This window comes from Streptomyces sp. NPDC058678 (assembly GCF_042714835.1).
Classification (GTDB): Bacteria; Actinomycetota; Actinomycetes; order Streptomycetales; family Streptomycetaceae; genus Streptomyces.
Genome location: NZ_JBHXSG010000005.1, coordinates 69,849 through 92,435, shown reverse-complemented (window position 1 = coordinate 92,435; position 22,587 = coordinate 69,849). Strand labels below are relative to the sequence as shown.

Here is a 22,587-nt window from a genome sequence, read left to right as displayed (position 1 = left end):
CCCATTGCCAGTTCCATCAGGTGTGCGCGCTCGACATGTGGCACCGTGACCCTCCTGTCCTGTGCTCCGCCCCCGGCATCCGCCCCGTCCGTGCGTGGACGCGCTCGCCCGGATTCAGGCCGCGAGTGGCTCGGCGGTGACGACCAGGTTGGCCTGGTAACCGCCCTCCTCGGGGATGAACGGAGGCGCACAGGTGACGAGGGTGAGAGCCGGAGGGCCGCTCCGGCGGAACGTGGCGGACGGGAGTTCGTCCTTCGGCACCGTCGAACGCGCGGTGACGCGGTAGAGAGCCGGCTCGGCGTCGGCGCGTCGCACCTCCACCCTGTCTCCGGGCTTCACGTCGTAGAGCGCCGCGAACTCGCCGAGGGCTCCCGTGTCACTGTCCACGTGTCCGACCAGTACGGACGACCCGTGCGAGCTTCCGGGAGCCGGTCCGAAGCGATACCAGCCCGCGACGGCCGGATCGGCCGGGATCGCCATGGCGCCCGCTTCCGTCGCGCCCACCGGCCGGACACGGGTGTCCAGGCCCACGTCGCGTACCAGAACGCGCTGGGGAGGATGCCGGCGTTGAGCGTGGGCTGTGGGACTCGGCCGTGCCTCGGTGGCGGGGGAGAGCGTGCCGGGTGCGGCGGCCCGCGCCGGAACGGAGGGGCCGAAATCGCCTGGGGGAGACGCCTGTTCCGACGGGGCGACCCTCAGAGTGAGGACCGCCGCCAGGGCGGCGGTCGCCACTGTGAGGCCGGTGAGCCGTCGTGTCGTGTCACCCACGCCGGCCTGCGGCCCGGCGGGTCACCAGGACGGCCGCCAGAGTGACCACCCCGGTCGCGGCCGCCCAGCCCAGCCACTGGTCGGAGGAGTTCGCACTCACGGCCGCGCCACTGCCGCCCGCGTGGACGGCGTTCGGAGCGGATTCCATGCCGCTGAGGGTCTGTGTCGCGAGCGCGAGATTCTTGTCGGTCGCGCTGCCCCAGGCGTAGACGATGTTGCTGGTGCCCTCCTTGAGGTTCAGGTCGGCCGGACCGATCGCCACGGTGTCCGTGCCGGCGAGCACGACATCGGCCGAGACGGTGCCGGCGTCGACGACAGCGGTGTCGTGCTTCGGGTTCTCCAGTCCCTTGAAGACCGGCTGTCCGCCCGCTCGGACGTCTACGGCCGGGGCGGCGGCGACATGCCGTACGGTCAGCCTGGCACTGCCGGCGGCGACCTGGGAGGCGTCGTTGACGAAGGCCGTCAGCTGAGGCTTGCCGTCGGCGGAGAGGTGGGCCGCGATCGTGGCGTTCGCTCCGGCCGGCACCTTGATCTCCTTCTCGATGGCCGGTGTGCCGTCGGGGCTCTGCCCGGCTTCGAAGACCTGGATGTCGTAGGTGCCGGCGTCGAGGGACTGAGGGTCGGTCACGGTGCCCGGCTTGAAGTCGCTGAGCAGTTCGTTCCCGTTGGCGTAGACGTCGACGGTCAGTCCGGGGACGCCGTGGAAGACGGACACCATGGCGGGGTCGTCACTTCCGGCGGCGGGGGCCGCCATGACGGGGGCGGTGACGCCGAGAGCCAGGGCGCATGCGCCGGCCGAGGCGGCGAGGATGAGGGGGGCCCGGGAGGTCATGAGGAAATTCCCTTCGGTGTGAGAGGTTCCGCCGGTTGCGGAGTCTCGGAGCTGTTTCGTGCGCGGGGGCCGTCATGGATGCGCGCGGCAGGCGCTATCGGGCACGGGCCTACGCTGCGTTGTCGTCGGCGCGGCCTCGTTCGATCCCCTCACGCAGCCGACGCAGACCACGTCGGGTGTGGCTCTTCACGGTGCCCAGGGGGACACCGGTGCGCTCGGCGATCTCGGCCTGGGTCAGGTCCTCGTAGAACGCCATGCACAGCACCTCGCGCTGGTGGCGCGGCAGCCGGGTCAGGGCGTCGACCAGGAGCACCCGGTCCAGGACGTCTTCAGGTGCGCCCACCTCGTGGCCGTGCACGTCGGTGTCGGACGCCACCGAATCGATCAGCGTGAGACGCCTCGTCCTCGCCGCCAGAGCGTCAATGATCTTCCGGCGCGTGATGCCGACCAGCCAGGCGCCGAGCGGTCCCCGCTCCGGACGGTAGCCGTCCCGTCCGCGCCAGGCGCCGAGGAACACCTGCTGGGTCACGTCCTCGGCCTCATGGGTGTCGCCGAGCGAGCGGGTGGCCATGGTGTGGACGAGTGAGCCCCAGCGCCGGTAGACGGCCGCGAACGCGATCTCGTCCGCGGCGCGCAGACCGCGGGCCAGTTCGATCTCGCACGGCGTTTCCTCGAGGGCCGGGAAGCGGACATCGGTGATTCGCGTGTTCGTGGTCATGGGCTTGTTCCTCCTGCCGTGCGACCTGTGCGGGGCAGAAGGCCGCCTGCCGAACCGGCCCGGTCGGCATGTGCGCCGCATGCGCCGCATTGACCGAGCGCCTGTGCGCCAGCCTTGCGACCCGAAACGACGCACACAACATGCATCGTTTATGCGTCGTAATATGGGGAGCATGAGCCTGGAAAGAGACGACGGTGATCACGAGGACGCGCCGCGTGGCGGCGGGCTGACCACCGGTGAGGTGGCGAGGCGTCTGGGGGTGGCACCGACCACGGTTCGTTCCTGGGACCGCCGCTACGGTCTCGGCCCCACGGCGCATACCGGTGGCCGGCATCGTCGCTGGACCGCCGTGGACGTGGCGCGGTTGGAGCGGATGTGCGCGCTGACGGCGACCGGGTTGCCGCCCGCCGAGGCCGCCCGGCTGGCGCTGGACGAGGCGGGCCCGGAGGCGCTCACGCCCCAGGCGGAATCCGTTCCGTACCCCTTGCCCGCGGCCGGCGGCCGGAGCCGGGCCGGCACCGGTCTTCGCCTGGGCGATGTGCGTCAGGAGTGCAAGGGAGTCGCCCGTGCGGCCCTGCGTCTCGACGCCCCCGCGCTCGACGGGCTGCTGAGCGCCGCGATCGAGGAACATGGCCTGGTCGCGGCGTGGTCGGAGGTGATCATGCCGACTCTGCAGGCGGTCGGCCGCAAGTGGGAGAGCTCGGGTGAGAGGTACGTCGAGGTCGAGCACTTCCTGTCCTGGCACGTGTCCGGCGTGCTGCGGCGCCATGCCCCGCCCGTGGTCGCCGACCGGCCCGGCGCCACGACGGTCCTCGCCTGTGTTCCCGCCGAGAACCACACGCTGCCCTTGGAGGTGCTGGCCGCCGCCCTGGCCGAACGGAATCTCCCGGTACGCATGTTCGGTGGCGCGCTGCCCGTCGAGTCACTCGTGGCCGCGGTACGCAGGACCGGTCCGGTCGCGGTGGGGCTGTGGGCACAGTCGCGTACCACCGCGAGCCGGCCGCTGGCCCAGTACGTGGCTGCGATCGAATGGGGTGTGCGGGGTGCCCGCAGGAAGCCGGTCGTCCTGACGCTCGGGCCCGGCTGGGCCGGGCAGACCGTGCCGGGCTCGCCACATCCTGCTGGGCTGTCGCAGGCCGTCACGGCGGTGGAGTCTGTCGCGCTCAGGTGATGAGGTGTGTGGTCGCGGACCTGGTCGAACAGGCGCCTGGCCTCGAGGGCGTGACGTGTTCGGCTCGCCGGGTTCGGCCACCCGGTGGCGCATGGCGGAGAGCACCAGGTGCGCCTTGGCCCGCCGGACAACCCTGTCCGGGCTCACCAGGAGAACCACTTGAGCCCCGCCTTCTCACTCACCCCCGCGGGGGAGGTCCGGAGAGATGCCGGGCAGCGCGCCGCGGGACGGCAGGGGCTCGCCGCGTACCCGTCGGGCACGCGCAAGGTGCCCGGTGCCGGGCAGGTCTCGGGCCGCCCCTCACCCGACCAGCGGCGGACGTAGGGGGTGAACACGGAGCAGTGGTCGGAGCCGGACGGCGTCACGGTCCCGGGAGCGACCGCGGTGATCACCGTGTCGTGCACGCGCAGCGCCACACCGCCTCGCCGAGACGGTCGCGCAGCCGTTCCTCGCGCTGCGGTACTGCAACGGGCCGGACAGTCCTGAGCCCGGTACCGAATGCCGGTACCGGGCTCGGTGCTCTCGCCCGCGCTCTTCCGCGACGCTCAGCGGCTGATCAGCTGCTGAGCGTTGTTGTACATGATGTCGTCCTGGGCGGACTCGTCGAGCCCCGCGAGAAGCTTGCGGAAGTCGGCCGGGTTGGCCAGGCCCTCCGCGTGCGGGAAGTCGGAGCCCATGACGATGGACTCGTGATAGCCGAGGCGCTTGACGAGGCTCACGGTGTCGTCCTCGGGGTAGGGCACCACGCGGACGTGCTTGCGGAAGACCTGGCTGGGGCGCTCGTCCAACTGCCCGCCGATCCAGGGGCCGTTGCGGCCCATGCCCCGGCTCTTGTCCATGTGTCGCACGAAGTGCGGCACCCACTCGGCGCCGAACTCGGACACCAGTACGTTGATGTCGGGGAAGCGGCCGAAGAGGTTGTCGAAGATCAGCGCGGACAGCGTCTCCTCGATGGGGCGCTGACCGTAGGTGTTCTGCCACTGCCAGGCCGACATCCGGAAGTGGATGGGGTGGGGGTCGTAGCCCCAGGAGGGCGCCACCTGCGAGTTGTAGTAGAACTCGCTGATGTGGTAGCAGACGCTCGCCTTGGCCTCGTTGACCAGCTTCCAGAACGGGTCGAAGTACGGGTCGCCGGGCGAACGGCCGTACACCGGCCCGGTGGGCAGCAGGATGAAGCGGGCGCCCTGGTTCAGGACGAACTCCAGCTCCTTGACCGCGCTGGGCAGATCGCGCAGCGACAGCAGCGCGGGGGCGTAGATGCGGCCCTGGTGGTTGAAGCCCCAGACCTCGTTCATGTACCGGTTGAAGGAGTGGTAGTTGGCGTAGAGCGGCTCCACGCCCTTCACGTACTCCTCGGCGACCAGCGCCCAGCCGCCCGGGTAGATGATCGACTGGTCCAGACCCTGCTCGTCCATGACCCGCAGCCGGGCCTCGCGGTTCTGGTACGACTCGTGCATCGGCTCGAACTGGTAGGTCTCCTCGGGATTGCCCGAGGCCATCGCCTTGAGCATCTCCTTCAGCGAACCGGGACGGTAGACCTGTCCGAACTCCGGTTCCAGGCATACGACGATCCGGTCCCCGGCGAGGATCACCTCCCGCCCGTCCGGCAGGGTCACCGGTGCGACCGCCGATCCGAGGAACTCCTTCGGAAGGTAGCGGGTGAAGGAGTCCCGCTCCTCGTACATGTGCTGGTCGCAGTCGAAGATGCGCTTGCGCGGTTCGGCCATGGCGTCGCCTCCGGGCCCCAGGAACTATTCAGTACGCCTTCTATAATTATCTAACTGATTAGAGAGCGCAAGGGGGGAGTGGGGACGGGTCCGCTGTGAGGATAGGCCGGTCAGTCGAGGAGCTCGAGCACCGTCTTGGGTCCCGCGGCGTTCACGACGTCGTCCGCGCTGGCGATGTGCCGCTGCCACAGCTTCTCGGCCTCGTCCGCCTTGCCGGACTCGATCAGGCCGACCATCCGTACATGCGCCCGGTGTCCCTTGAGGGCCTGCGTCTTCTGTGCCTCGGCATCGGCCGCGCCCGCGGTGTACGAGGCGTTGGCCCGGTCGATGATGTTGCGCAGCATGCCGCACAGCAGGATCAGGGTCTGGTTGCCGGTGAGTTCGACCAGCAGGGCGTGGAAGGCGTCCTGTGCGTCGACCAGGGCGAGCGGGTCGTCCATGACGGCCTTCTCGGCCGCCACCGCGTCGCGCAGCCGCTTGATGTCCTCCGCCGTGTGCTTGGTGGCGAGCTGGCGGGCGCAGGGCGGCTCGATGAGGGCCGCGGCATGGTAGATGTCCCCCAGGGTGGCGCCGCGGTACTCGAGGATCAGGCCGGCGAAGCGGGCGGCGACATCCGAGTCCGGCGCGCTCACCCGGGCACCGCCGTGCGCGCCGCGGCGCACCGTGATCAACGACTCCGACTCCAGCACGCGGAACGCCTCGCGCAGCGTGGGCCGCGAGATGCCGAACTGCTCCATCAGCCCCGACTCCGGGGGCAGTGCGTCGTCGGGCTTCAGTTCACCCCGTACGATCTGGCGACGCAGGTGCGCGGCGACCAGCTCGGCGGTCTTCGGTACCCGCACCTGGCGTCCGACGCGGGTGCGAGCGGGGACTGGCACGGTCGCCGTTTCTGCGGTGCGGGCTGCCTCGGCCACGGGGGCTCCTCGTATAGCTAAATGAATCGTCTTAGTGCATCGAGGGTACCAGGTCAAGGCGTGGGTGATCTTCTCTTCGCGTGACCTGATCTGGTGCCCGGGGCGGCTGGTGGTATATAGATGATTCATCTATCTATTAAGCCAAACCCAGTCAACGGACCCCGTGGGAGTGACCTCGATGACCGAGAACCCGGCCCCGGTGATCCTCACCGAGCTCACCGACGACGGGGTCATGCTGCTCACCCTGAACCGGCCCGAGCGGCACAACGCCTGGACGCTGGAGATGGAGCTGCTCTACAACGAGCTGTTCGACCGGGCGGAGCAGGATCCACGGGTACGGGCCGTGGTGCTCACCGGCGCCGGGCGCAGCTTCTGCCCGGGCATGGACATGAGTGTGCTCGACGCGGCCTCGTCGGGCGCCCGCCCGTGGCCCACGGACCAGCTGCCCCCGCGCACCCGCCCGATGTCCTTCCCGAAGCCCGTGGTGGCCGCCGTCAACGGCGCCTGCGCGGGCATCGGGTTCAACCAGGCCCTGATGTGCGACGTCCGGTTCGCCGTACCGCACGCCAAGTTCGCCGCCGCCTTCAGCGCGCGCGGGCTGGTGGCCGAGGACGGCGTGTCCTGGATCCTGCCCCGGCTGGTCGGCTACGGCAACGCCGGCGATCTGCTGCTGTCCTCGCGCCGCATCACCGGGACGGAGGCCCTGGCCATGGGTCTGGTCAACCGCCTGGTCGAACCGCAGGACCTGCTCCCGGCGGCGCTCGCGTACGCGACCGAGCTGGCCCGGTCGGCCAGCCCGTACGCGATGTCCCTCATCAAGCGGCAGCTCGCCGACGACCAGGCGAGGACCTTCACCGAGAGCCGCGACCACGCGGCCGCCCTCCTGGCCACGGCGAAACGGGCCCCGGACTACCGCGAGGGGGTGCGCAGCTTCATCGAGCGCAGGCCACCGGAGTTCGCGGGGCTGGGGGAGACCCCGGCCCCGGCCCCGGCTCCGGCGCTCCCGCAGGAGGCCTCGTCATGACGCGCTCCGAACTCCCGCTGCACCGTCGTACGATCACCGTCACCGCGTATGCGGAGGACGGCGACGAGATCTCGGTCGAGGCGGAACTGAGCGACGTGCGCCCCTGGGCTGAGCCGTCGGCCGGCGTCGTCCACCGGATGGTGCTCGCAGTGCGCGTACGTCTCGCCGACATGGTCATCGTCCACGCCGACGCGGAGATGCGGACCTTCCCGCACGCCGAGTGTCCGTTGATCACCCCGGTGTTCGACGGCTTGGTCGGGCTCGGCGTGGCCGCCGGATACAACCGGGCGATCCAGGAGCGGTTCCGCGGGGTGTCCGGCTGCTCGCACCTGCACGAGCTGGCCCGCGCCCTGGGCCCCGCGGTCGTACAGGCGGCCATCTCGGCGAACGCGGGCCTGCGTTACGCCGGTGAGCAGTCCCACGACCCGCGCTCCACGGCGGGCGTCCTGAACAGCTGCCACATCTGGGCGCCGAACGGGGTGGGCCTGCGCAAGCTCGACGCGGGCTGGGTCCCGGGCACCGGGCCGCGCCCGGTGCCGGAGCTCAGCACCTTCGAGCGGCCTACGGGGTCGTGAGCCTCGGCTCACGCGGCAGCCCCAGCACCTTCTCCGCGAGGATGTTCCGCTGCACCTGGGACGTGCCCGCGTAGATCGTGCCCGAGCGGGCGATGAGGTACGTCGTCGACCAGGACCCCGACGAGTTCGCCGCGCCGGGGTCGTCGGTGCGGTAGGTGCGCAGGGGCGGACGGCCGACCGGTATCTGGCCGTGCAGGCCCATGATGTCCATCGCCAGGTCGGTGACCTCGGTGTGGTACTCGCTCCAGTAGAGCTTGGCGATCGACGTCTCGGGGCCCGGGTCGGCGCCCTTGAGCCAGCCGGTGAGGATGCGGTAGCCGAGGTAGCGCATGATCTCGACCTTGGACCAGCACCAGGCGATCCGCTGCCGGATGACGGGGTCCTGGTCCTTGCCGTGCAGACGGGCCAGTTCGACGAGACGTTCGACCTCCGCCTTGAAGAGGATGGGGTTGGTCGCGGCCTCCTCCCCGCGCTCCACGCCCAGCAGGCTCTGGGCGACCGTCCAGCCGTTGTCGACGCCGCCGACGACGAGATCGGCGCGGGTGCGGGCGCCGTTGAAGAAGACCTCGTTGAAGTGCAGCTGTCCGCTCATCATGCGGAAAGGCCGCACCTCGACGCCGGGCTGGTCGAGTGGGACGAGCAGGAACGAGATGCCGCGGTGCTTGGAGACGTCCGGGTTCGTGCGGGCCAGGACGAAGATCCAGTCGCAGTGATGAGCACCGGAGGTCCACACCTTCTGGCCGTCGATCACCCATTCGTCGCCGTCGCGCACCGCGCGCGTCCTCAGGGAGGCGAGGTCCGAGCCCGCGTCCGGCTCCGAGTACCCCTGGCACCAGGTGTCCTCCCCGCTGAGGATGCGGGGCAGGAAGTGGCTCTTCTGTTCCTCCGTACCCCAGCGCAGCAGCGTGTTCGCCAGCATCTTCACCCCGAAGGTGTCCTGCGGCAGCCCGAACGGCACACCCGCCAGGGCCAGCTCCTCCATCAGGACGACCTGGTGAAGCTTGGACAGGCCCCGGCCGCCGTACTGCTCGGGCCAGGTGAGGGAGAGGTACCGGCGCTCGGTGAGCCGGCGGCGCCAGTCGCGGGCGAAGGCCCACGCACTCTCCTCGTCCAGGGCGCCGATGCCCTTCCAGCCCGTCGGCAGCGTCTCGGCGAGGAACGCCCTGACCTCCGTGCGGAACGCTTCGGTCTCGGGGGGATAGCTGATGTCCACCTGCGTACTCTCCTCGTCCGGCCCCGCTCGCACAGCCTATCGCTGTATTGATTGTTTCAGCATAATAGGTTATCTATTTGAGAGAAATAGCGTCGAGTCGAAGGCGGGCTGACATGGGACTGCTGGACGGCCGGAACGCGGTGATCACCGGCGGCGCACAGGGCATCGGCTTCGAGATCGCCGGCATCCTCGGTGCCGAGGGCGCGTCCGTCGTCCTCGGTGACATCGACGAGGACGCCGCGGCCGAAGCCGCCGAACGCCTGGCCAAGAACGGCGTGGCAGCCACCTCGCTGCGTTGTGACGTCACCGACGAGGACGAGGTCGCCGCCCTCGTCGCCCACTGCGCCGACGTCTTCGGACCCGTCGGCGTCATGGTCAACAACGCCGGGATCACCCGGGACGCGACCCTGCGCAAGATGGCCCTGGCCGACTTCCGCGCCGTCGTCGACGTGCACCTGACCGGCGCCTGGAACGGCACGCGGTACGCCGCCGAGGCGATGCGCGCGCACGGACAGGGCGGCAGCATCGTCAACATCTCCTCCATCGCCGGCAAGGTCGGCAACTTCGGGCAGACCAACTACAGCGCGGCCAAGGCCGGACTCGTCGGCCTCACCAAAGCCTCCGCCAAGGAGCTCGCGAAGGCGGGCATCCGCGTCAACGCCGTGCAGCCCGGCCTGATCCGCACCGCCATGACCGAGGCGATGCCGCCGGCCGCATGGGACGCGAAGCTCGCGGAGATCCCCATGGGACGTGCCGGAGAGCCCGCCGAGGTCGCCCAGGTCGTCCTGTTCCTCGCCTCCGACCTGGCGAGCTACGTCACCGGAGCCGTGGTCGAGGTGACCGGCGGCCGGTACATGTGAGCGCCGCCACCGAGAACCGCTCCTGCTGAGCGCCGCCCCCGCTGAGCGCCACCTCCATTGCGCGCCGCTCCTGACGCCCGTACTCCTCACGAAAGGCCCACCCGATGCCCGCCCTCCTGCGTGACGCGGTGATCTGCGAACCCCTGCGTACCCCCGTCGGCGGCTACGGCGGTGCCTTTCGCGACGTGACGGCGGCCGAACTCGCCGCCACGGTCGTACGCGCCGTACTGGAACGCACCGGCATACCGCCCGCAGCCGTGGACGACGTCCTGCTGGGCCAGTGCTACCCCAACGGCGAGGCACCCGCCATCGGCCGCGTGGCCGCCCTGGACGCCGGTCTGCCGGTGGAGGTCCCGGGACTGCAGATCGACCGCCGCTGCGGCTCCGGACTGCAGGCGATCATCACCGCGGCGATGCAGGTGCAGACCGGCGCGAGCGACCTCGTGCTGGCCGGCGGCGTCGAGTCCATGAGCCAGGCCGAGTTCTACACGACCGACGTCCGCTGGGGCGTACGCGGCGCGGGCACCACCCTGCACGACCGGCTGGCCCGCGGCCGGGTCATGTCGGGGGGCGTCAACCACCCGGTCCCGGGCGGCATGCTCGAGACCGCCGAGAACCTGCGACGCGCGTACGCCATCCCCCGCGAGGAGCAGGACCGACTCGCCCTGCGCTCCCACGAGAAGGCCGTCGCGGCCCAGCGGGAGGGCCGGTTCACCGACGAGATCGTGCCGGTCACCGTCCGCACCCGGAAGGGCGACACGGTCGTCGACACCGACGAACACCCGCGCGCCGGCTCGTCCTTGGAGAAGCTCGCCTCGCTTCGTCCCGTGCTCGGCCGCCAGGACCCCGAGGCGACCGTCACGGCCGGCAACGCGAGCGGGCAGAACGACGGTGCCGCCCTGTGCGTCGTGACCCACCCCGAGCGCGCCGCCGAACTCGGTCTGCGCCCGCTCGGCCGCCTGGTCTCCTGGGCCGTCGTCGGCGTACCACCCGAGACGATGGGCATCGGGCCGGTACCCGCCACCGCCCGGGCCCTGGAGCGAGCCGGACTGAAGCTCGCCGACATCGACCTGATCGAACTCAACGAGGCCTTCGCCGCCCAGGTACTCGCCTGCACCCGCGCATGGGGCATGACGGAGACCGACTTCGAGCGGTTCAACGTCAACGGTTCCGGCATCTCGCTGGGCCACCCCGTCGGCGCCACCGGAGGCCGCATCCTCGCCACCCTGCTGCGCGAACTGGACCGCCGTCAGGCCCGCTACGGCCTGGAGACCATGTGCCTGGGCGGGGGCCAGGGCCTGGCCGCGGTCTTCGAACGGCCCACCGACGCAACCCACGCTCATGGAGGACGCTGACATGGCCGGACTGATCGCATACGGCGCCTACGTGCCGTACCACCGCCTCGCGCGGACGGATGTCGCAGCCGCCCTGGGCGGCAAGGGAGGCAGGGGGACCCGCGCGGTCGCGGGCTACGACGAGGACACCACGTCCATGGCCGTCGAGGCGGCCCGTGGCGCCCTCGCCCGCGACGGCCTGCGCGCCCGCGTCAGCCAGCTCTTCCTCGCCACCGCCGCCCCCGCCTACCTCGACAAGACGAACGCCACCGCCGTGCACGCCGCTCTCGGCCTCGACCAGCACGTGCTGGCCGCCGACATGGCCGGCTCCGTGCGCTCCGGCCTCGGCGCCCTGGTCACGGCCGCCCGGTCCCCGGTACCGACCTTGACGGTCCTGGCCGACCTGCGCACCGGCCTGCCCGGTGGCAGCGACGAGGTCGCGGGCGGCGACGGCGCGGCGGCGTTCGTCTTCGGCGGACACCGCAACGGGGCTCCGGTCATCGCGGAGCTGCTCGCCCACGACACGGTCAGCGACGAGATCCTCGACCGCTGGCGGCTGCCCGGCGCGCCCGCCTCCCGGGTCTGGGAGGAGCGCTTCGCCGAGGAGATCTACGTGTCCCTCGCGGACAAGGCGCTGAGCGCCGCCCTCGACCAGGCGGGCCTCGACCTCGGGGCGATCGACCACCTCGTCGTCTCCGGCCTGCACGCGCGCGCCTGCACGGCGGTCCGGCGCACGTCGGGCGTACGACCCGAGGCGGTGACGCCGGACCTCACCGGGGCGATCGGCAACGCCGGCACCGCCCAACCCGGCCTGCTCCTCGCCGACGTCCTGGACCGGGCCCGGCCGGGCGAGATCGTCGCCCTCGTGGTGCTCGGGGACGGCGCCGGAGTCCTGCTGCTGCGCACCACCGACGCGCTTCCCGCGCACCGTGCGGCCCGCCCGGTCGCCGCGCAGATCGCCGCGGGCGGCGCCCCGATGCCGTATGCCACGTACCTGTCCTGGCGCGGTCTCCTCGACCGCGAACCACCCCGACGGCCGGACCCTGAGCCGCCCTACGCGCCGCCCGCACACCGCCGCACGGGATGGAAGTACGGCTTCGTCGCCTCCCGTTGCGAGAAGTGCGCCACCCGGCATCTGCCGCCGGACCGGGTGTGCGTGTCGTGCCGGAGCGTGGACGCCATGACCGACGAGCCGATGGAGCACGTGCGTGGCACGGTCGCCACGTTCACCGTCGACCGCCTGGCGGCCACGCCGAGCCCGCCGATGCTGGTCGTGGTCGTCGACTACGACGGCGGTGGCCGGTTCCGCTGCCAGCTGACCGACGCGACCGAGGCCGACGCGGTCATCGGCGCCCGGGTGGAGATGACGTTCCGGCGCACGGTCACGGCGTCCGGCGTGCACAACTACTTCTGGAAGGCCCGGCCGGTACGGACGGGCGAGGCTGAGGAGACACGCTGATGGGCTCGCACGGAATACGGGACCGGGTCGCGATCGTCGGCATGGGCTGCACGCCCTTCGGCGAACACTGGACCCGCTCGGCGGACGACCTGCTGATCGACGCCGTGGGTGAGGCGGTCACCTCGGCCGGCATCACCATCGACGACATCGACGCGTACTGGTTCGGCACCCAGGCCTCAGGCGTGTCCGGGCTGACCCTGAGCCGGGCCCTCCACCTGCCCAACAAGCCGGTCACCCGAGTCGAGAACATGTGCGCGACCGGGTCCGAGGCCCTGCGCAACGCCTGCTACGCCGTCGCCTCCGGGGCGTACGACGTGGCGATGGCCGTCGGCGTGGAGAAGCTCAAGGACTCTGGGATGTCCGGACTGTCCGGCACCGTCATCCCGGGCGCGGGCGACGACAGTCGCGGCGAGATCACCGCCCCGGCGAACTTCTCCCTCCTCGCCCCCGCCTACGCCGCCAAGTACGGCCTGGGGGAGGAGGAGATGAAGGACGTCATCACCCGCATCGCCTGGAAGAACCACGTCAACGGGGCCCGCAACCCCCGCGCCCAGTTCCGCAAGGAGGTGCCGCTGGAGCGCATCCGGTCGGCCCCGATCGTCGCGGGCATGCTCGGCGTGTTCGACTGCTCGGGCGTCTCGGACGGATCGGCGGCGGCGATCGTGGTGCGCGCCGAGGACGCCTACAAGTACACCGACAAGCCGATCTTCGTGAAGGCGCTGTCCTTCGTCGCCGGCCCGGCAGACGGGCTTGTCGACCCGGAGTACGACTTCACGACCTTCCCCGAGGTCGTCGCCTCCGCCCGGGAGGCCTACCGGCAGGCGGGCATCACCGACCCGCGCGCCGAACTCGCCCTCGCCGAGGTCCACGACTGCTTCACGCCCACGGAGCTGGTGCTGATGGAGGACCTGGGCTTCTCAGAGCGCGGTCAGGGATGGAAGGACGTGACCAGCGGGGCGTTCGACCTGGACGGCTCGCTGCCGGTCAACCCGGACGGCGGCCTGAAGGCCTTCGGCCACCCCATCGGCGCCTCCGGCCTGCGCATGATGTTCGAGGCGTGGCTGCAACTGCGGGGCGAGGCGCCGGCCGAGCGGACGGTGAAGTCCGTGGCCGAAGGACGCTCGCTCGCCCTGACGCACAACCTCGGCGGCGGACCCGGCGAGTGCGTCTCGTTCGTGTCGGTCGTCGGCAGTCAACTCACCGCATAGAAACCGAAGAGACAAACAGACAAGGCGGTTCTGCCATGGCGCGACTCGTAGACAAGATTGCCGTCGTCACCGGGGCCGCGTCCGGCATCGGCGCGGCCACCGCCCGTCGCCTGGCGGCCGAGGGCGCCCACACGGTGGTGGCCGACATCGACCTCGACGGCGCCAAGGCGGTGACGGAGGAGATCCGCGCCGCCGGGGGCTCCGCGACGGCGGTCGCCGTCGACCTCGGCGACGTGGAGAGCGTACGGGCCATGGTGGCCTCGGCGGTCGAGACGTACGGCGGTCTCGACGTCCTGCACAACAACGCGGCGGCCACCCACCTGGCCGCCCGCCAGGACCTCGCCGTGGTGGAGGCCGACCCCGGGGTCTGGGACGACACGATGCGGATCAACCTGCGCGGGACCATGGTCGCCATCCAGGCCGCCGTCCCGCACATGGTCGCGCGCGGCGGTGGCTCCGTCATCAACACCTCGTCCGGCGCCGGCCTCGCCGGCGACCTGCGCAATCCGGCGTACGGCGCCTCGAAGGCCGCCCTCATCAACCTCACGCAGTACGTCGCCACCCAGTACGGCAAGCAGGGCGTGCGCTGCAACGCCATCGCGCCCGGGTTCATCGTCACGCCGACCAGCTCCGGTTCGGCGCACGGGGCGATCCGCGAGGCGATGCTGCGCCATCACCTCACCCCGCGCTTGGGGCGCCCGGAGGACGTCGCGTCGGCGGTCGTCTTCCTCGCCTCCGACGAGTCGGCCTTCATCACCGGGCACACCCTGCGCGTGGACGGCGGGCTGCTGTCCCATCAGCCGTATGTCGCAGATCTGCGCGACGCCTGACACGGTTCCGGTCGCTGCCGCCGGAGGCGCTGAGGTCAGCGCCTCCGGTTCTTGGCGTCGCCCGGGACGCTCAGGACAGCGTCTCCGGCTCCAGGTCGCCCAGATAGGCCGCCCGCACCGCCGGATCGCGCCGGACCTCCTCCGGGGTACCGGCGCAGATCCGGTGTCCGAAGTCGAGCACGACGACCTGGTCGCAGACGCTCATGACCATGTCGACGTCGTGCTCGACGAGCAGCACCCCCATGCCCCACTCCTCGGCGAGCCGCCGAACCAGGTGGGCCAGTTCCCGTGTCTCGTCGTCCGACAGGCCGGCGGCCGGTTCGTCGAGGAGCAGCACGGACGGCGAGGCCGCCACCGCGCGGGCGATGGCCAGCAGCCGCCGCTCTCCGTACGACAGGTCGCCCACCGGCCGGTCCAGACTGTCCTGGAGACCGAACTCCCGTACCGCGACGAGCACATGGGAGGGGAGTGGGCGGCTGCCGGGTCGGATCAGGTCCGTGAGGTACGCCCACCGGCCGGGCCGGTCGCAGGCCGCGTACAGGTTGTCCAGGACGGTCATGTCCTCGAACAACTCCAGGGACTGGAAGGACCGGCTCAGCCCGGCGGCGGCCCGCCGGTGGACCGGCAGCCGGGTCGCGTCCCGGTCGCCGAGCCGCACACTGCCCGACGCGGCCCGGGTGAAGCCGGTGACCGCGTCGATGGCGGAGGTCTTGCCGGCGCCGTTGGGGCCGATGAGGCCCACGACCTGGCCCGGCTCGACGTCCAGCGAGAGCCCGTCGACGGCGACGACACCGCCGTAGCGCACGGTCAGATCCCGCACGTGGAGGGGGAGCGGTGCGGCGCGAGGGACGGCCGCCGCGGCCGCTTCCTCCTCCATCGAGGCCTCCCTCAAGGCCTTGCGGGAGGCTGCTTGCACGGCCTGCCGCCCGGACGCACCGCGCTTCGGGAACAGCCTGCGCCGGCTGCCCGCCGGCTGCTTGCCGAGCCCCTTCCCGATGCCGTCCTGGTTGCCCACCAGCGTCAGCACCAGGATGATCCCGCCGATCAGCGGCATCCACTCGCTCAGCCCGGGCAGAACCAGGTCCCCGAACCGGGCACCCACCGTGCCCGAGGCGAAGGTCGCGGCGAACAACGGACCGACGAGGAAGCCGACACCGCCGATGACCGCGAGGCCGAGCGCCGTGATGGAGTCGAAGCCGGCGAAGTCGGACAGGACGACCGAGGTCGAGCGGAAACCGGTGAGCACTCCCGCGAGCGCGGCGATGGCGGCGGACAGGCCGAAGGCGTAGAGCTTGGCCGCGCGGACGTCGATGCCGAGGGCGGCGGCGGCCCGCTCGTTCGCCCGTACGGCGATCAGCCGGCGGCCGGTCCGGCTGCGCCGCACGTTGGCGACCACGAGCGCGGCGGCGACGAACATCACGAGCACCACGGCGGCGTACCGCTGCGGATGGTCGACTCCGGAGACGCTGATCCCGAAGAGCGTCTGCTTGCCCACCGCGATGCCGTCGCTGCCGGGGGTCGTCGACAGATCGGTGTTCTGGAAGACCATCGCCTCCAGGGTGGTGCCGAGGCCGAGTGTGATGATCGCGAGATTGACGCCGCGGGTGCGGACCGCCGGGAGCGCGAAGAGGAGACCGATCGGCACCGTTCCCAACACCCCGGCCAGCAGGGCGAGTTCGAACGGCCAGCCCCAGTCGGCCGCCGCGTGTCCGGCGATGAAGGCGCCGGTTCCGGCCAGCGCGTAGGCCGCGAGGGAGACCTGACCCGCGTAGCCGGTGACCACGACGATCGACAGGATGATCAGCGACAGCACCAGGGTGGTGGTGATCGCGTCGGCCCACAGCGGCGTCGCCAGACTCACCAGCGACAGCCCGGTCACGACGGCGAGAGCCAGCGGCACGGGGCGCACCTTCCCGGTGCCCAGGGCGGGCAGCCGGTCCAGGAACGTACCGCGCAGCGGCAGCGCCCGGCCGCGTGCGACCAGCACCAGGGCGATGAACAGGAAGGGAACCGACGCGGCGAGCCCGGTGACGTCGGAGCCGAAGCGGGTCAGTTCGGACTGCACGACCCCGATGACCAGACCGCCGGCCAGAGTGACGGGGAACGACGAGAACCTGCCGACCAGGGCGGCCGCCAGCGCGCTCAGCAGAAGCGTGGTCAGCCCGGTCACCGACAGACCGATGACCGGCACGATCAGGATGCCCGTCAGCCCCGCGAGCGCCGAACCCAGCGCCCAGTTGCCGGTGGCGATCAGGTCCGGGGACCAGCCGAGCGAGGCGGCGGCGCCCTCGTTCTCCGCGACCGCGGTGGTGCCCAGGCCGAACATGGTGCGCTTGTAGAGGAGATGGAGGAGCACGGTCACGAGGACCGCGATGCCGAGCAGCCAGACGCGGTCCTCGGAGACCGTCGCCCCGGCGATCGTCAGCAGCTCGGTGGGCAGCTTGCCCGGCACCAACTGCAGGCTGTCGCCATAGCGCTTGACGGCGATCGCGGTGAGCACGATGAAGACCGCCAGCGTGCCGACCAGACGGGCCAGCGAGGACGCCCTGCGCAGCGGACGGAGCACGAGCAGGTGGGTGAGCACGCCCAGCACCGCGGAGGTGAGCACGCCGCACGCGGTGGCGGGCCAGTACGCCACGCCGTGCTGGGTGGCGAGCTCCCACTGGACATAGGCGCCGGCCATGCCGATCGCGCCGTGCGCGAAGTTCAGGACACCGGAGCCCCGGTAGACCAGCACGATGCCGTGCGCGGTGAGGGCGTACAGGGCGCCGAGCCCGAGGCCCAGCAGCGCGAAGCGCAGGATGTCGTCCATCGGGGAACCTCCCGGAGACAGGGGCTAGAAAGCACATTCATTTAAATAATTGTGCCGAGAGTACTTCACTAACTCGAAAACGCACCCCATGCTGTCGCCATCTCGACGACGAGCCCCGCGGAGGAACCATGAACGACTCACGCCGACGCAGAACCGCCACAGCGAGCTGTCTCGCGGTGACCGGAGTCCTGCTCGCCGCAGGGTGTGGGGGAGAGACGGCCGGCAGCTCCAAAACGGAGAGCACCTCCCTGAAGGGCGCACCGGTCAAGGTGATGGTCTGGGCACCGGAGGACACCCAGGGCAGCGCCCAGCCCGGAGTCCGGCTCACCGCCCAGGCGTACGAGAAGTGGATCAACGCCCACGGCGGCATCAAGGGCGGCCCGTTGAAGGTGCTGACCTGCAACGAGAAGAACGACCCCGACGAGGCCGAGAAGTGCGCCCAGCAGGCGGTCGCCGAGAAGGTGATCGCGGTGGTGGGGTCGTACAGCCTCGCCGGTGACCGCTACATGCCCATCCTGCAGAAGGCCGGCATCCCGTACATCGGCGGGACCGGCGTCTCGGCCGCGGAGTTCTCCAACCCGCTGTCCTTCCCGGTCAACGGCGGCACCCCGGTGGTGTTCGCGGCACACGGCCGGCAACTGGTCGAGGAGGGCTGCAAGAAGATCTCCGGCGTACGGTACGACGTCGCCGCCGCCGCGATCGTCTCGCAGTTCCTCACCGTCGGCGTGACCTCCGCCGGAGGGGCACCGCCGAAGGACCTCAAGGTGCCGGTCACCGCCACCGACCTCGCCCCGCAGGTCGCCGCCGCGACCAAGGGCAGCGACTGCGTGGACGTCATCCTGGGCACGCACTCGGACCTGTTCGTGAAGTCGTACGTGCAGTCCGGCGCCAAGACGAAGCTCGGCAGCGTCGTCGGCAACCTCACCCCGCAGCTGGCCGAAAGCACGGGAGGGAGCAGCAGTCCCCTGGAGGGCTCCGCGATCACCGGCTACTACCCGCCGAGCTCCGACGCCGCCTGGAAGGACTGCCTCGAAGCCACCAAGGGCATCAAGGGCATCGACACCACCAACGGGGCCAACGGGACGGCCTGGGTGGCGTTCAAGGTCTTCACCGAGGCCGTCAAGCAACTGCCCACCATCTCGTCCAAGGCACTGGTGCAGGAGCTCGACACCACGGCGGGCATCGACACCGGCGGCCTGACCCCGCCGCTGACCTGGAAGACGTCGACGGCCCTGCCGATCAAGGGCCTCGACCGCATTCACAACACGACGGCCACCGAACTGACCATCCGCGACGGGAAGATCGAGTGGGCCAAGGCCGGATCGACCTTCGTCGACGTCCGCAAGATGCTGACGGCCATGTCGTCCGGCTGAGGAGAGGGCCCGTGTACGACACCGAAGTGCCCCTGATCGCGACCCGCGCCCTGTCCGCCGGATACGGCAGCCAACCCGTTGTGCGCGACCTCGACATCGAGGTCCGCCCCGGCGAGGTCGTCGCCCTGCTCGGACCCAACGGCGCGGGCAAGACGACGACTCTCCGGGCGCTCTCGGGCAGCCTGGCCCCGATGCACGGCGAGGTGCGCTGGCTGGGTGAGCCCGGCCGCGCACCGCTGCACCGCCGCGCCCGCCAGGGCCTGGCGTACGTCGGGGAGCGGGCGGTCTTCACCCGGCTCGACACCGCGGACAACCTGCGGGTCGGCCGGGTGAAGACCCAGCAAGCCCTGGAACTCTTCCCCGAGCTCGAGAAACGCCTCAAGACCGGCGCCGGCATGCTGTCGGGCGGCGAGCAGCAGATGCTGTCCCTGGCCCGCGCGCTGTGCCGTGCCCCCAAGTTGCTCCTCGCGGACGAACTCTCCCTCGGTCTGGCCCCGCTGGTGGTCGACCGGCTCCTGCGCGCGGTACGCGAGGCGGCGGACCGCGGCCTGGGCGCGCTGCTGGTCGAACAGCACGTGCGCAAGGTGCTGGACATCGCGGACCGGGTCTACGTCCTGCACCGCGGCCGCGTCACCATGACCGGCACCCCGAAGGAACTGCGCGGCAACCTGGACGCGATCGAGTCGTCGTACCTCGCCGAGAAGACCACGCAACAGACAGCGGAACAGACAACGTACGCAACCGATTGAGGTGAACGCTGTGCCCGGCGCACGCGAGCAGATCCGGTCCCTCGTCCTATCCGGCGACACCTTCGACCAACCCGCCGCAGACGTACGCGAGCTGCAGCTCGAAGCCGCACGGGAGGCCTTCGCCGCTCATCGCGAGCGCGTCCCGCTGCTGCGGACCCGGGCCGAGGAGACCGGCGTGCACGAGATCACCGGTCTCGACGACCTCGTGCCGCTGTTGTTCTCGCACACCAGCTACAAGTCGTATCCCGTCTCCCTCATCACCGCCGGCCGGTGGGACCGGCTCCTGCGCTGGTACACCACCGTGTCGGCGGTCGAACCCGGCGACGTCGACATGGACGGCGTACGCGACATCGACGAATGGACCGAACGCATCACCGCCGCCGGCCACCGCCCCTACATCACCAGCGGCACCTCCGGGAAGGTGTCCTTCCTCAACTGCGACGCGAGCGACCTGAGTTTCCTGCACGACATCCTGGAACACCTCACCTGCTGGCCCGATCCTCTCCCGCCGAAGCCCACCCGCCGCGGCTACCTTCTCGCCCCGGCGAGCGGCCCGATGCGCTCCGTCGACGGCTTCCGGTGGCACGCGGAGGTCTTCGCGCGCCCCGGACAGACCCATCTGCTCACCGAGGCCCCGATGCGCGTGTCCGAGCTGATGAGCAGCGCGCTGCTGCGCCGCCGGATGGCGGAGGGCACCGCGACCCCGCAGGAGATCAGTTCCTTCGAGGCCGGGTCCACGGCCCGCGAGGAGGAGCTGGGTGCGGCGATCGAGAAGATCGTCGAGGACATCGCCGCGCACCGCGACGAGCCGTTGCTGATCGCGGGGATGAACAACCAGCAGTTCGCGTTGATCCAGGCCCTGCGCGCCCGCGGGGTACCCGACGGGAGCCTCCATCCGGACACGCTGGTGCTCAGCGGCGGCGGCAACAAGGGCCGCGCGCTGCCCGACGACTACCAGGCACAGTTCACCGCCTTCTACGACGGCGTACGACGGGTTCGCAGCTACGGCATGACGGAGCTTCAGGGCTCCTGCCTCGCCTGCGAGAAGGGCAACTATCACGTGCCGCCGTGGGTGATCCCCCTGGTGCTCGACGAGGCCGGCGAGAAGCTGCTCAACCCCGGAGACGGCGTCGTGGAGGGGCGGTTCGCGTTCCTGGACGTCTCCCTGGAAGGCCGCTGGGGCGGGCTGATCAGCGGCGACCGGGTCTTCGTGGACTTCTCCCCGTGCGAATGCGGCAGAGCCGGACCGGTCGTCCTGCCCGACATCCAGCGCTACGGGGACCTCGGCGGCGACGACAAGATCACCTGCGCGGCGACACTCGACTCCTATGTGCGGGGGATGATCCACGGATGAGCGGCACGACGCTTGACGGCACCACGGCAGGCTCGGTGGCCGTGGTCCACGTGGTGCGCGGCGAGGTCGACGAAAGCCCACGCCTCGACCGCGGCCGATTCACGGCACCGGCACTCGACCTGGACCGCCTCGTGTGGCCGCGCACCGAACCCGGCCCCGCTTTCCACGTGCCCGTGGCGGAGGTCGTCGACCTGCTGGTGGAAACCGGCGAGGCTCTCAAGGCGGACCGCGAGGGCCTGCTCGCCGAGGCTCTGGAGCGGATGGTCCGGGTCAGCCCGCTGCCCGCCGAGGTGCTCGAACGTGCCTACGCCGTGCTGTGGCGCAGCTTCCAACGCCCCGGCCTGTACGCCCAGATCGACCACGAACTCGGTGGTGCGGACGTGCTCGACGGCTGGCGCGACGTGCGGCTGCCCGACGACCGGCTCGCGGCCATCCGCGCGTTCCCGCCGCGCCTGGTCCACATCATCGCCGGCAACGCACCGGGCGTCGCGGCGATGTCCGTCGTGCGCGGCGCGCTCACCAAGGGCGTCAACCTCCTGAAGCTGCCCTCGAACGACCTGTTCACCGCGACCGCGATCCTCCGCACCATGGCCGCGGTGGCCCCAGGCCACCCCGTGGTCCGCTCGTTCTCCGCGGTGTACTGGCGCGGCGGCGACGAGACGGTGGAGAGCGTGCTGTTCCGCCCGCAGTTCTTCGACAAGCTGGTCGCCTGGGGCGGCGAGGCCACGATCCGCGGGGCGCTGAGGTACGTCGGCCCGGGGTTCGAGCTCGTCTCCTTCGACCCCAAGACCTCCATCTCCCTGATCGGACGCGAAGCCTTCGAGTCCCCCCAGACCCTGGCCCGGGCAGCCGACGCGGGCGCCGCCGACGCCACGTTCTTCAACCAGCAGGCGTGCGTGGCCAGCCGCTTCCAGTTCGTCGAGGGGACCTGGGACGACGCCGACCGCTATGCCGCCCTGCTGTGCGAACGCCTCGGAGTGGCAAGGGAGTTCAGCTCGGCAGGCGGCCCGCGGGTCGCCGCGGAACTCCGCGAGGAGATCGACGTCCTGCGGTCCCTGGAGCCCGAGTACCGGGTGTGGGGTGGCTACGACGGCCGGGGCCTGGTCATCCGCTCTCCCGAACCGGTGGACTTCCACCCCGACGGAAAGATCGTCGACGTCGTCCCTGTCGGCGCCCTGTCCGAAGCGGTCGCACACGCCGGGGTCGCCACCCAGACGGTCGGCGTGTATCCCGACGCCCGCAAGGCGGAACTGCGCGACGCCCTCGCCTGCGCCGGCGTTCAGCGCGTGGTCTCCCTCGGCAGAGCCGGCGGCATGCCGCCGGGTCTCTCCCACGACGGTTTCTACCCGCTGCAACGGCTCATGCGGTGGGTGAACGACGAGTGACGGCCCCTGCCGCGCCAAGACCCGTGCCCTGCGGGACGCCCTGGACTCCGTGAACAAGCACCGGGAAGCCTGCGAGGCCCGTGCCGGACGGTCATGCCCAACAGGTGGTCAGGAAGGTGAAGAGCAAGCCTGACCTGCACCGATCGACCTGTTGAGGGTCTTGTCGGCTGCAGGGAAGGAAGCATTTTCCAGGTGAACAAGCGTATCTGCTCGCAATCCCCTGCCCCCGCGGTTACCTGCCGCTTGTCAGGCAGCCGCTGGAGGATGTGCTGCAGCTCGCC

General features: G+C 70.9%; 20 protein-coding genes. 12 read left to right on the top strand and 8 right to left on the bottom strand.

The window, feature by feature from the left end; genetic code table 11:
- Positions 1-114 precede the first annotated feature (114 nt).
- The 3 genes from ACFWWR_RS07380 to ACFWWR_RS07370 all read right to left on the bottom strand — a co-directional run bounded on the left by ACFWWR_RS07380 (position 115) and on the right by ACFWWR_RS07370 (position 2,318).
- Positions 115-531 (bottom strand): class F sortase, encoded by a 417-nt coding sequence (locus ACFWWR_RS07380; protein ID WP_384302403.1) that lies wholly within the window; start codon positions 529-531, stop codon positions 115-117.
- A 229-nt stretch (positions 532-760) separates the two neighbouring features.
- The gene (locus tag ACFWWR_RS07375; RefSeq protein WP_384302401.1) at positions 761-1,600 is read right to left on the bottom strand and encodes a DUF4397 domain-containing protein; all 840 of its coding nucleotides are present in this window, start codon (positions 1,598-1,600) and stop codon (positions 761-763) included.
- A gap of 109 nt (positions 1,601-1,709) precedes the next feature.
- Positions 1,710-2,318, bottom strand: a complete 609-nt coding sequence (locus ACFWWR_RS07370) for a sigma-70 family RNA polymerase sigma factor (protein WP_384302399.1) — start codon at positions 2,316-2,318, stop codon at positions 1,710-1,712.
- Positions 2,319-2,490: 172 nt separating this feature from the next.
- Here ACFWWR_RS07370 and ACFWWR_RS07365 point away from each other — a divergent pair, with 172 nt between their 5' ends.
- Entirely contained in the window at positions 2,491-3,489 is a 999-nt protein-coding gene (locus ACFWWR_RS07365; protein WP_384302397.1) for a MerR family transcriptional regulator, read from the top strand.
- A 143-nt stretch (positions 3,490-3,632) separates the two neighbouring features.
- Here ACFWWR_RS07365 and ACFWWR_RS07360 read toward each other — a convergent pair whose 3' ends face one another.
- The 3 genes from ACFWWR_RS07360 to ACFWWR_RS07350 all read right to left on the bottom strand — a co-directional run bounded on the left by ACFWWR_RS07360 (position 3,633) and on the right by ACFWWR_RS07350 (position 6,130).
- Positions 3,633-3,893, bottom strand: coding sequence for a hypothetical protein (locus ACFWWR_RS07360; protein WP_384302395.1), 261 nt, complete (start codon positions 3,891-3,893; stop codon positions 3,633-3,635).
- A gap of 141 nt (positions 3,894-4,034) precedes the next feature.
- Positions 4,035-5,216, bottom strand: coding sequence for an amidohydrolase family protein (locus tag ACFWWR_RS07355; RefSeq protein WP_383859891.1), 1,182 nt, complete (start codon positions 5,214-5,216; stop codon positions 4,035-4,037).
- Between the two features lie 110 nt (positions 5,217-5,326).
- On the bottom strand, positions 5,327-6,130 hold the full coding sequence (locus ACFWWR_RS07350; RefSeq protein WP_383859894.1) for a FadR/GntR family transcriptional regulator: 804 nt from the start codon (positions 6,128-6,130) through the stop codon (positions 5,327-5,329).
- A 178-nt stretch (positions 6,131-6,308) separates the two neighbouring features.
- Between ACFWWR_RS07350 and ACFWWR_RS07345 the strand changes: the two genes are divergently transcribed.
- Together ACFWWR_RS07345 and ACFWWR_RS07340 are read left to right on the top strand one after the other, a co-directional pair.
- On the top strand, positions 6,309-7,154 hold the full coding sequence (locus ACFWWR_RS07345; protein ID WP_384302393.1) for an enoyl-CoA hydratase-related protein: 846 nt from the start codon (positions 6,309-6,311) through the stop codon (positions 7,152-7,154).
- Positions 7,151-7,729: a DUF2889 domain-containing protein gene (locus ACFWWR_RS07340; protein WP_384302391.1), complete on the top strand. Its 579-nt coding sequence runs from the start codon at positions 7,151-7,153 to the stop codon at positions 7,727-7,729. Before ACFWWR_RS07345 ends, ACFWWR_RS07340 begins: the two co-directional genes overlap by 4 nt.
- Here the strand turns inward: ACFWWR_RS07340 and ACFWWR_RS07335 are convergent.
- Positions 7,716-8,942 carry an acyl-CoA dehydrogenase family protein gene (locus tag ACFWWR_RS07335; protein ID WP_384302390.1) on the bottom strand — a complete coding sequence of 409 codons (1,227 nt, stop codon included), beginning with the start codon at positions 8,940-8,942 and terminating at the stop codon, positions 7,716-7,718. The genes ACFWWR_RS07340 and ACFWWR_RS07335 overlap by 14 nt on opposite strands.
- Positions 8,943-9,055: 113 nt before the next feature.
- On the opposite strand from ACFWWR_RS07335, the gene fabG reads away from it, so the two are divergent.
- The 5 genes from fabG (at position 9,056) to ACFWWR_RS07310 (ending at position 14,633) form a co-directional block, all read left to right on the top strand.
- A complete protein-coding gene (gene fabG / locus ACFWWR_RS07330; protein ID WP_384302388.1) occupies positions 9,056-9,802 on the top strand; it encodes a 3-oxoacyl-ACP reductase FabG in 747 nt (248 codons plus the stop codon).
- A gap of 104 nt (positions 9,803-9,906) precedes the next feature.
- Entirely contained in the window at positions 9,907-11,157 is a 1,251-nt protein-coding gene (locus ACFWWR_RS07325) for an acetyl-CoA C-acetyltransferase (protein ID WP_384302386.1), read from the top strand.
- Position 11,158: 1 nt separating this feature from the next.
- Complete coding sequence (locus ACFWWR_RS07320) at positions 11,159-12,595, top strand: OB-fold domain-containing protein (protein ID WP_383859913.1); 1,437 nt, start codon at positions 11,159-11,161, stop codon at positions 12,593-12,595.
- Positions 12,595-13,803: an acetyl-CoA acetyltransferase gene (locus ACFWWR_RS07315; RefSeq protein ID WP_383859916.1), complete on the top strand. Its 1,209-nt coding sequence runs from the start codon at positions 12,595-12,597 to the stop codon at positions 13,801-13,803. Before ACFWWR_RS07320 ends, ACFWWR_RS07315 begins: the two co-directional genes overlap by 1 nt.
- 35 nt (positions 13,804-13,838) lie before the next feature.
- The gene (locus ACFWWR_RS07310) at positions 13,839-14,633 is read left to right on the top strand and encodes an SDR family NAD(P)-dependent oxidoreductase (RefSeq protein WP_384302384.1); all 795 of its coding nucleotides are present in this window, start codon (positions 13,839-13,841) and stop codon (positions 14,631-14,633) included.
- Between the two features lie 70 nt (positions 14,634-14,703).
- On the opposite strand, the gene ACFWWR_RS07305 is transcribed toward ACFWWR_RS07310, so the two are convergent.
- Positions 14,704-17,445: an ATP-binding cassette domain-containing protein gene (locus tag ACFWWR_RS07305; RefSeq protein WP_384302382.1), complete on the bottom strand. Its 2,742-nt coding sequence runs from the start codon at positions 17,443-17,445 to the stop codon at positions 14,704-14,706.
- A 128-nt stretch (positions 17,446-17,573) separates the two neighbouring features.
- Here ACFWWR_RS07305 and ACFWWR_RS07300 point away from each other — a divergent pair, with 128 nt between their 5' ends.
- From ACFWWR_RS07300 to ACFWWR_RS07285, 4 genes are read left to right on the top strand one after another with little or no spacing between them, the layout of a single operon-like run.
- The gene (locus tag ACFWWR_RS07300) at positions 17,574-18,818 is read left to right on the top strand and encodes an ABC transporter substrate-binding protein (RefSeq protein ID WP_383859925.1); all 1,245 of its coding nucleotides are present in this window, start codon (positions 17,574-17,576) and stop codon (positions 18,816-18,818) included.
- Between the two features lie 11 nt (positions 18,819-18,829).
- On the top strand, positions 18,830-19,567 hold the full coding sequence (locus ACFWWR_RS07295; RefSeq protein WP_384302380.1) for an ABC transporter ATP-binding protein: 738 nt from the start codon (positions 18,830-18,832) through the stop codon (positions 19,565-19,567).
- Between the two features lie 10 nt (positions 19,568-19,577).
- The gene (locus tag ACFWWR_RS07290) at positions 19,578-20,921 is read left to right on the top strand and encodes a hypothetical protein (protein ID WP_384302378.1); all 1,344 of its coding nucleotides are present in this window, start codon (positions 19,578-19,580) and stop codon (positions 20,919-20,921) included.
- Positions 20,918-22,306, top strand: a complete 1,389-nt coding sequence (locus tag ACFWWR_RS07285; protein ID WP_383859937.1) for an acyl-CoA reductase — start codon at positions 20,918-20,920, stop codon at positions 22,304-22,306. The genes ACFWWR_RS07290 and ACFWWR_RS07285 overlap by 4 nt, the downstream gene beginning before the upstream one ends.
- Positions 22,307-22,587 lie beyond the last annotated feature (281 nt).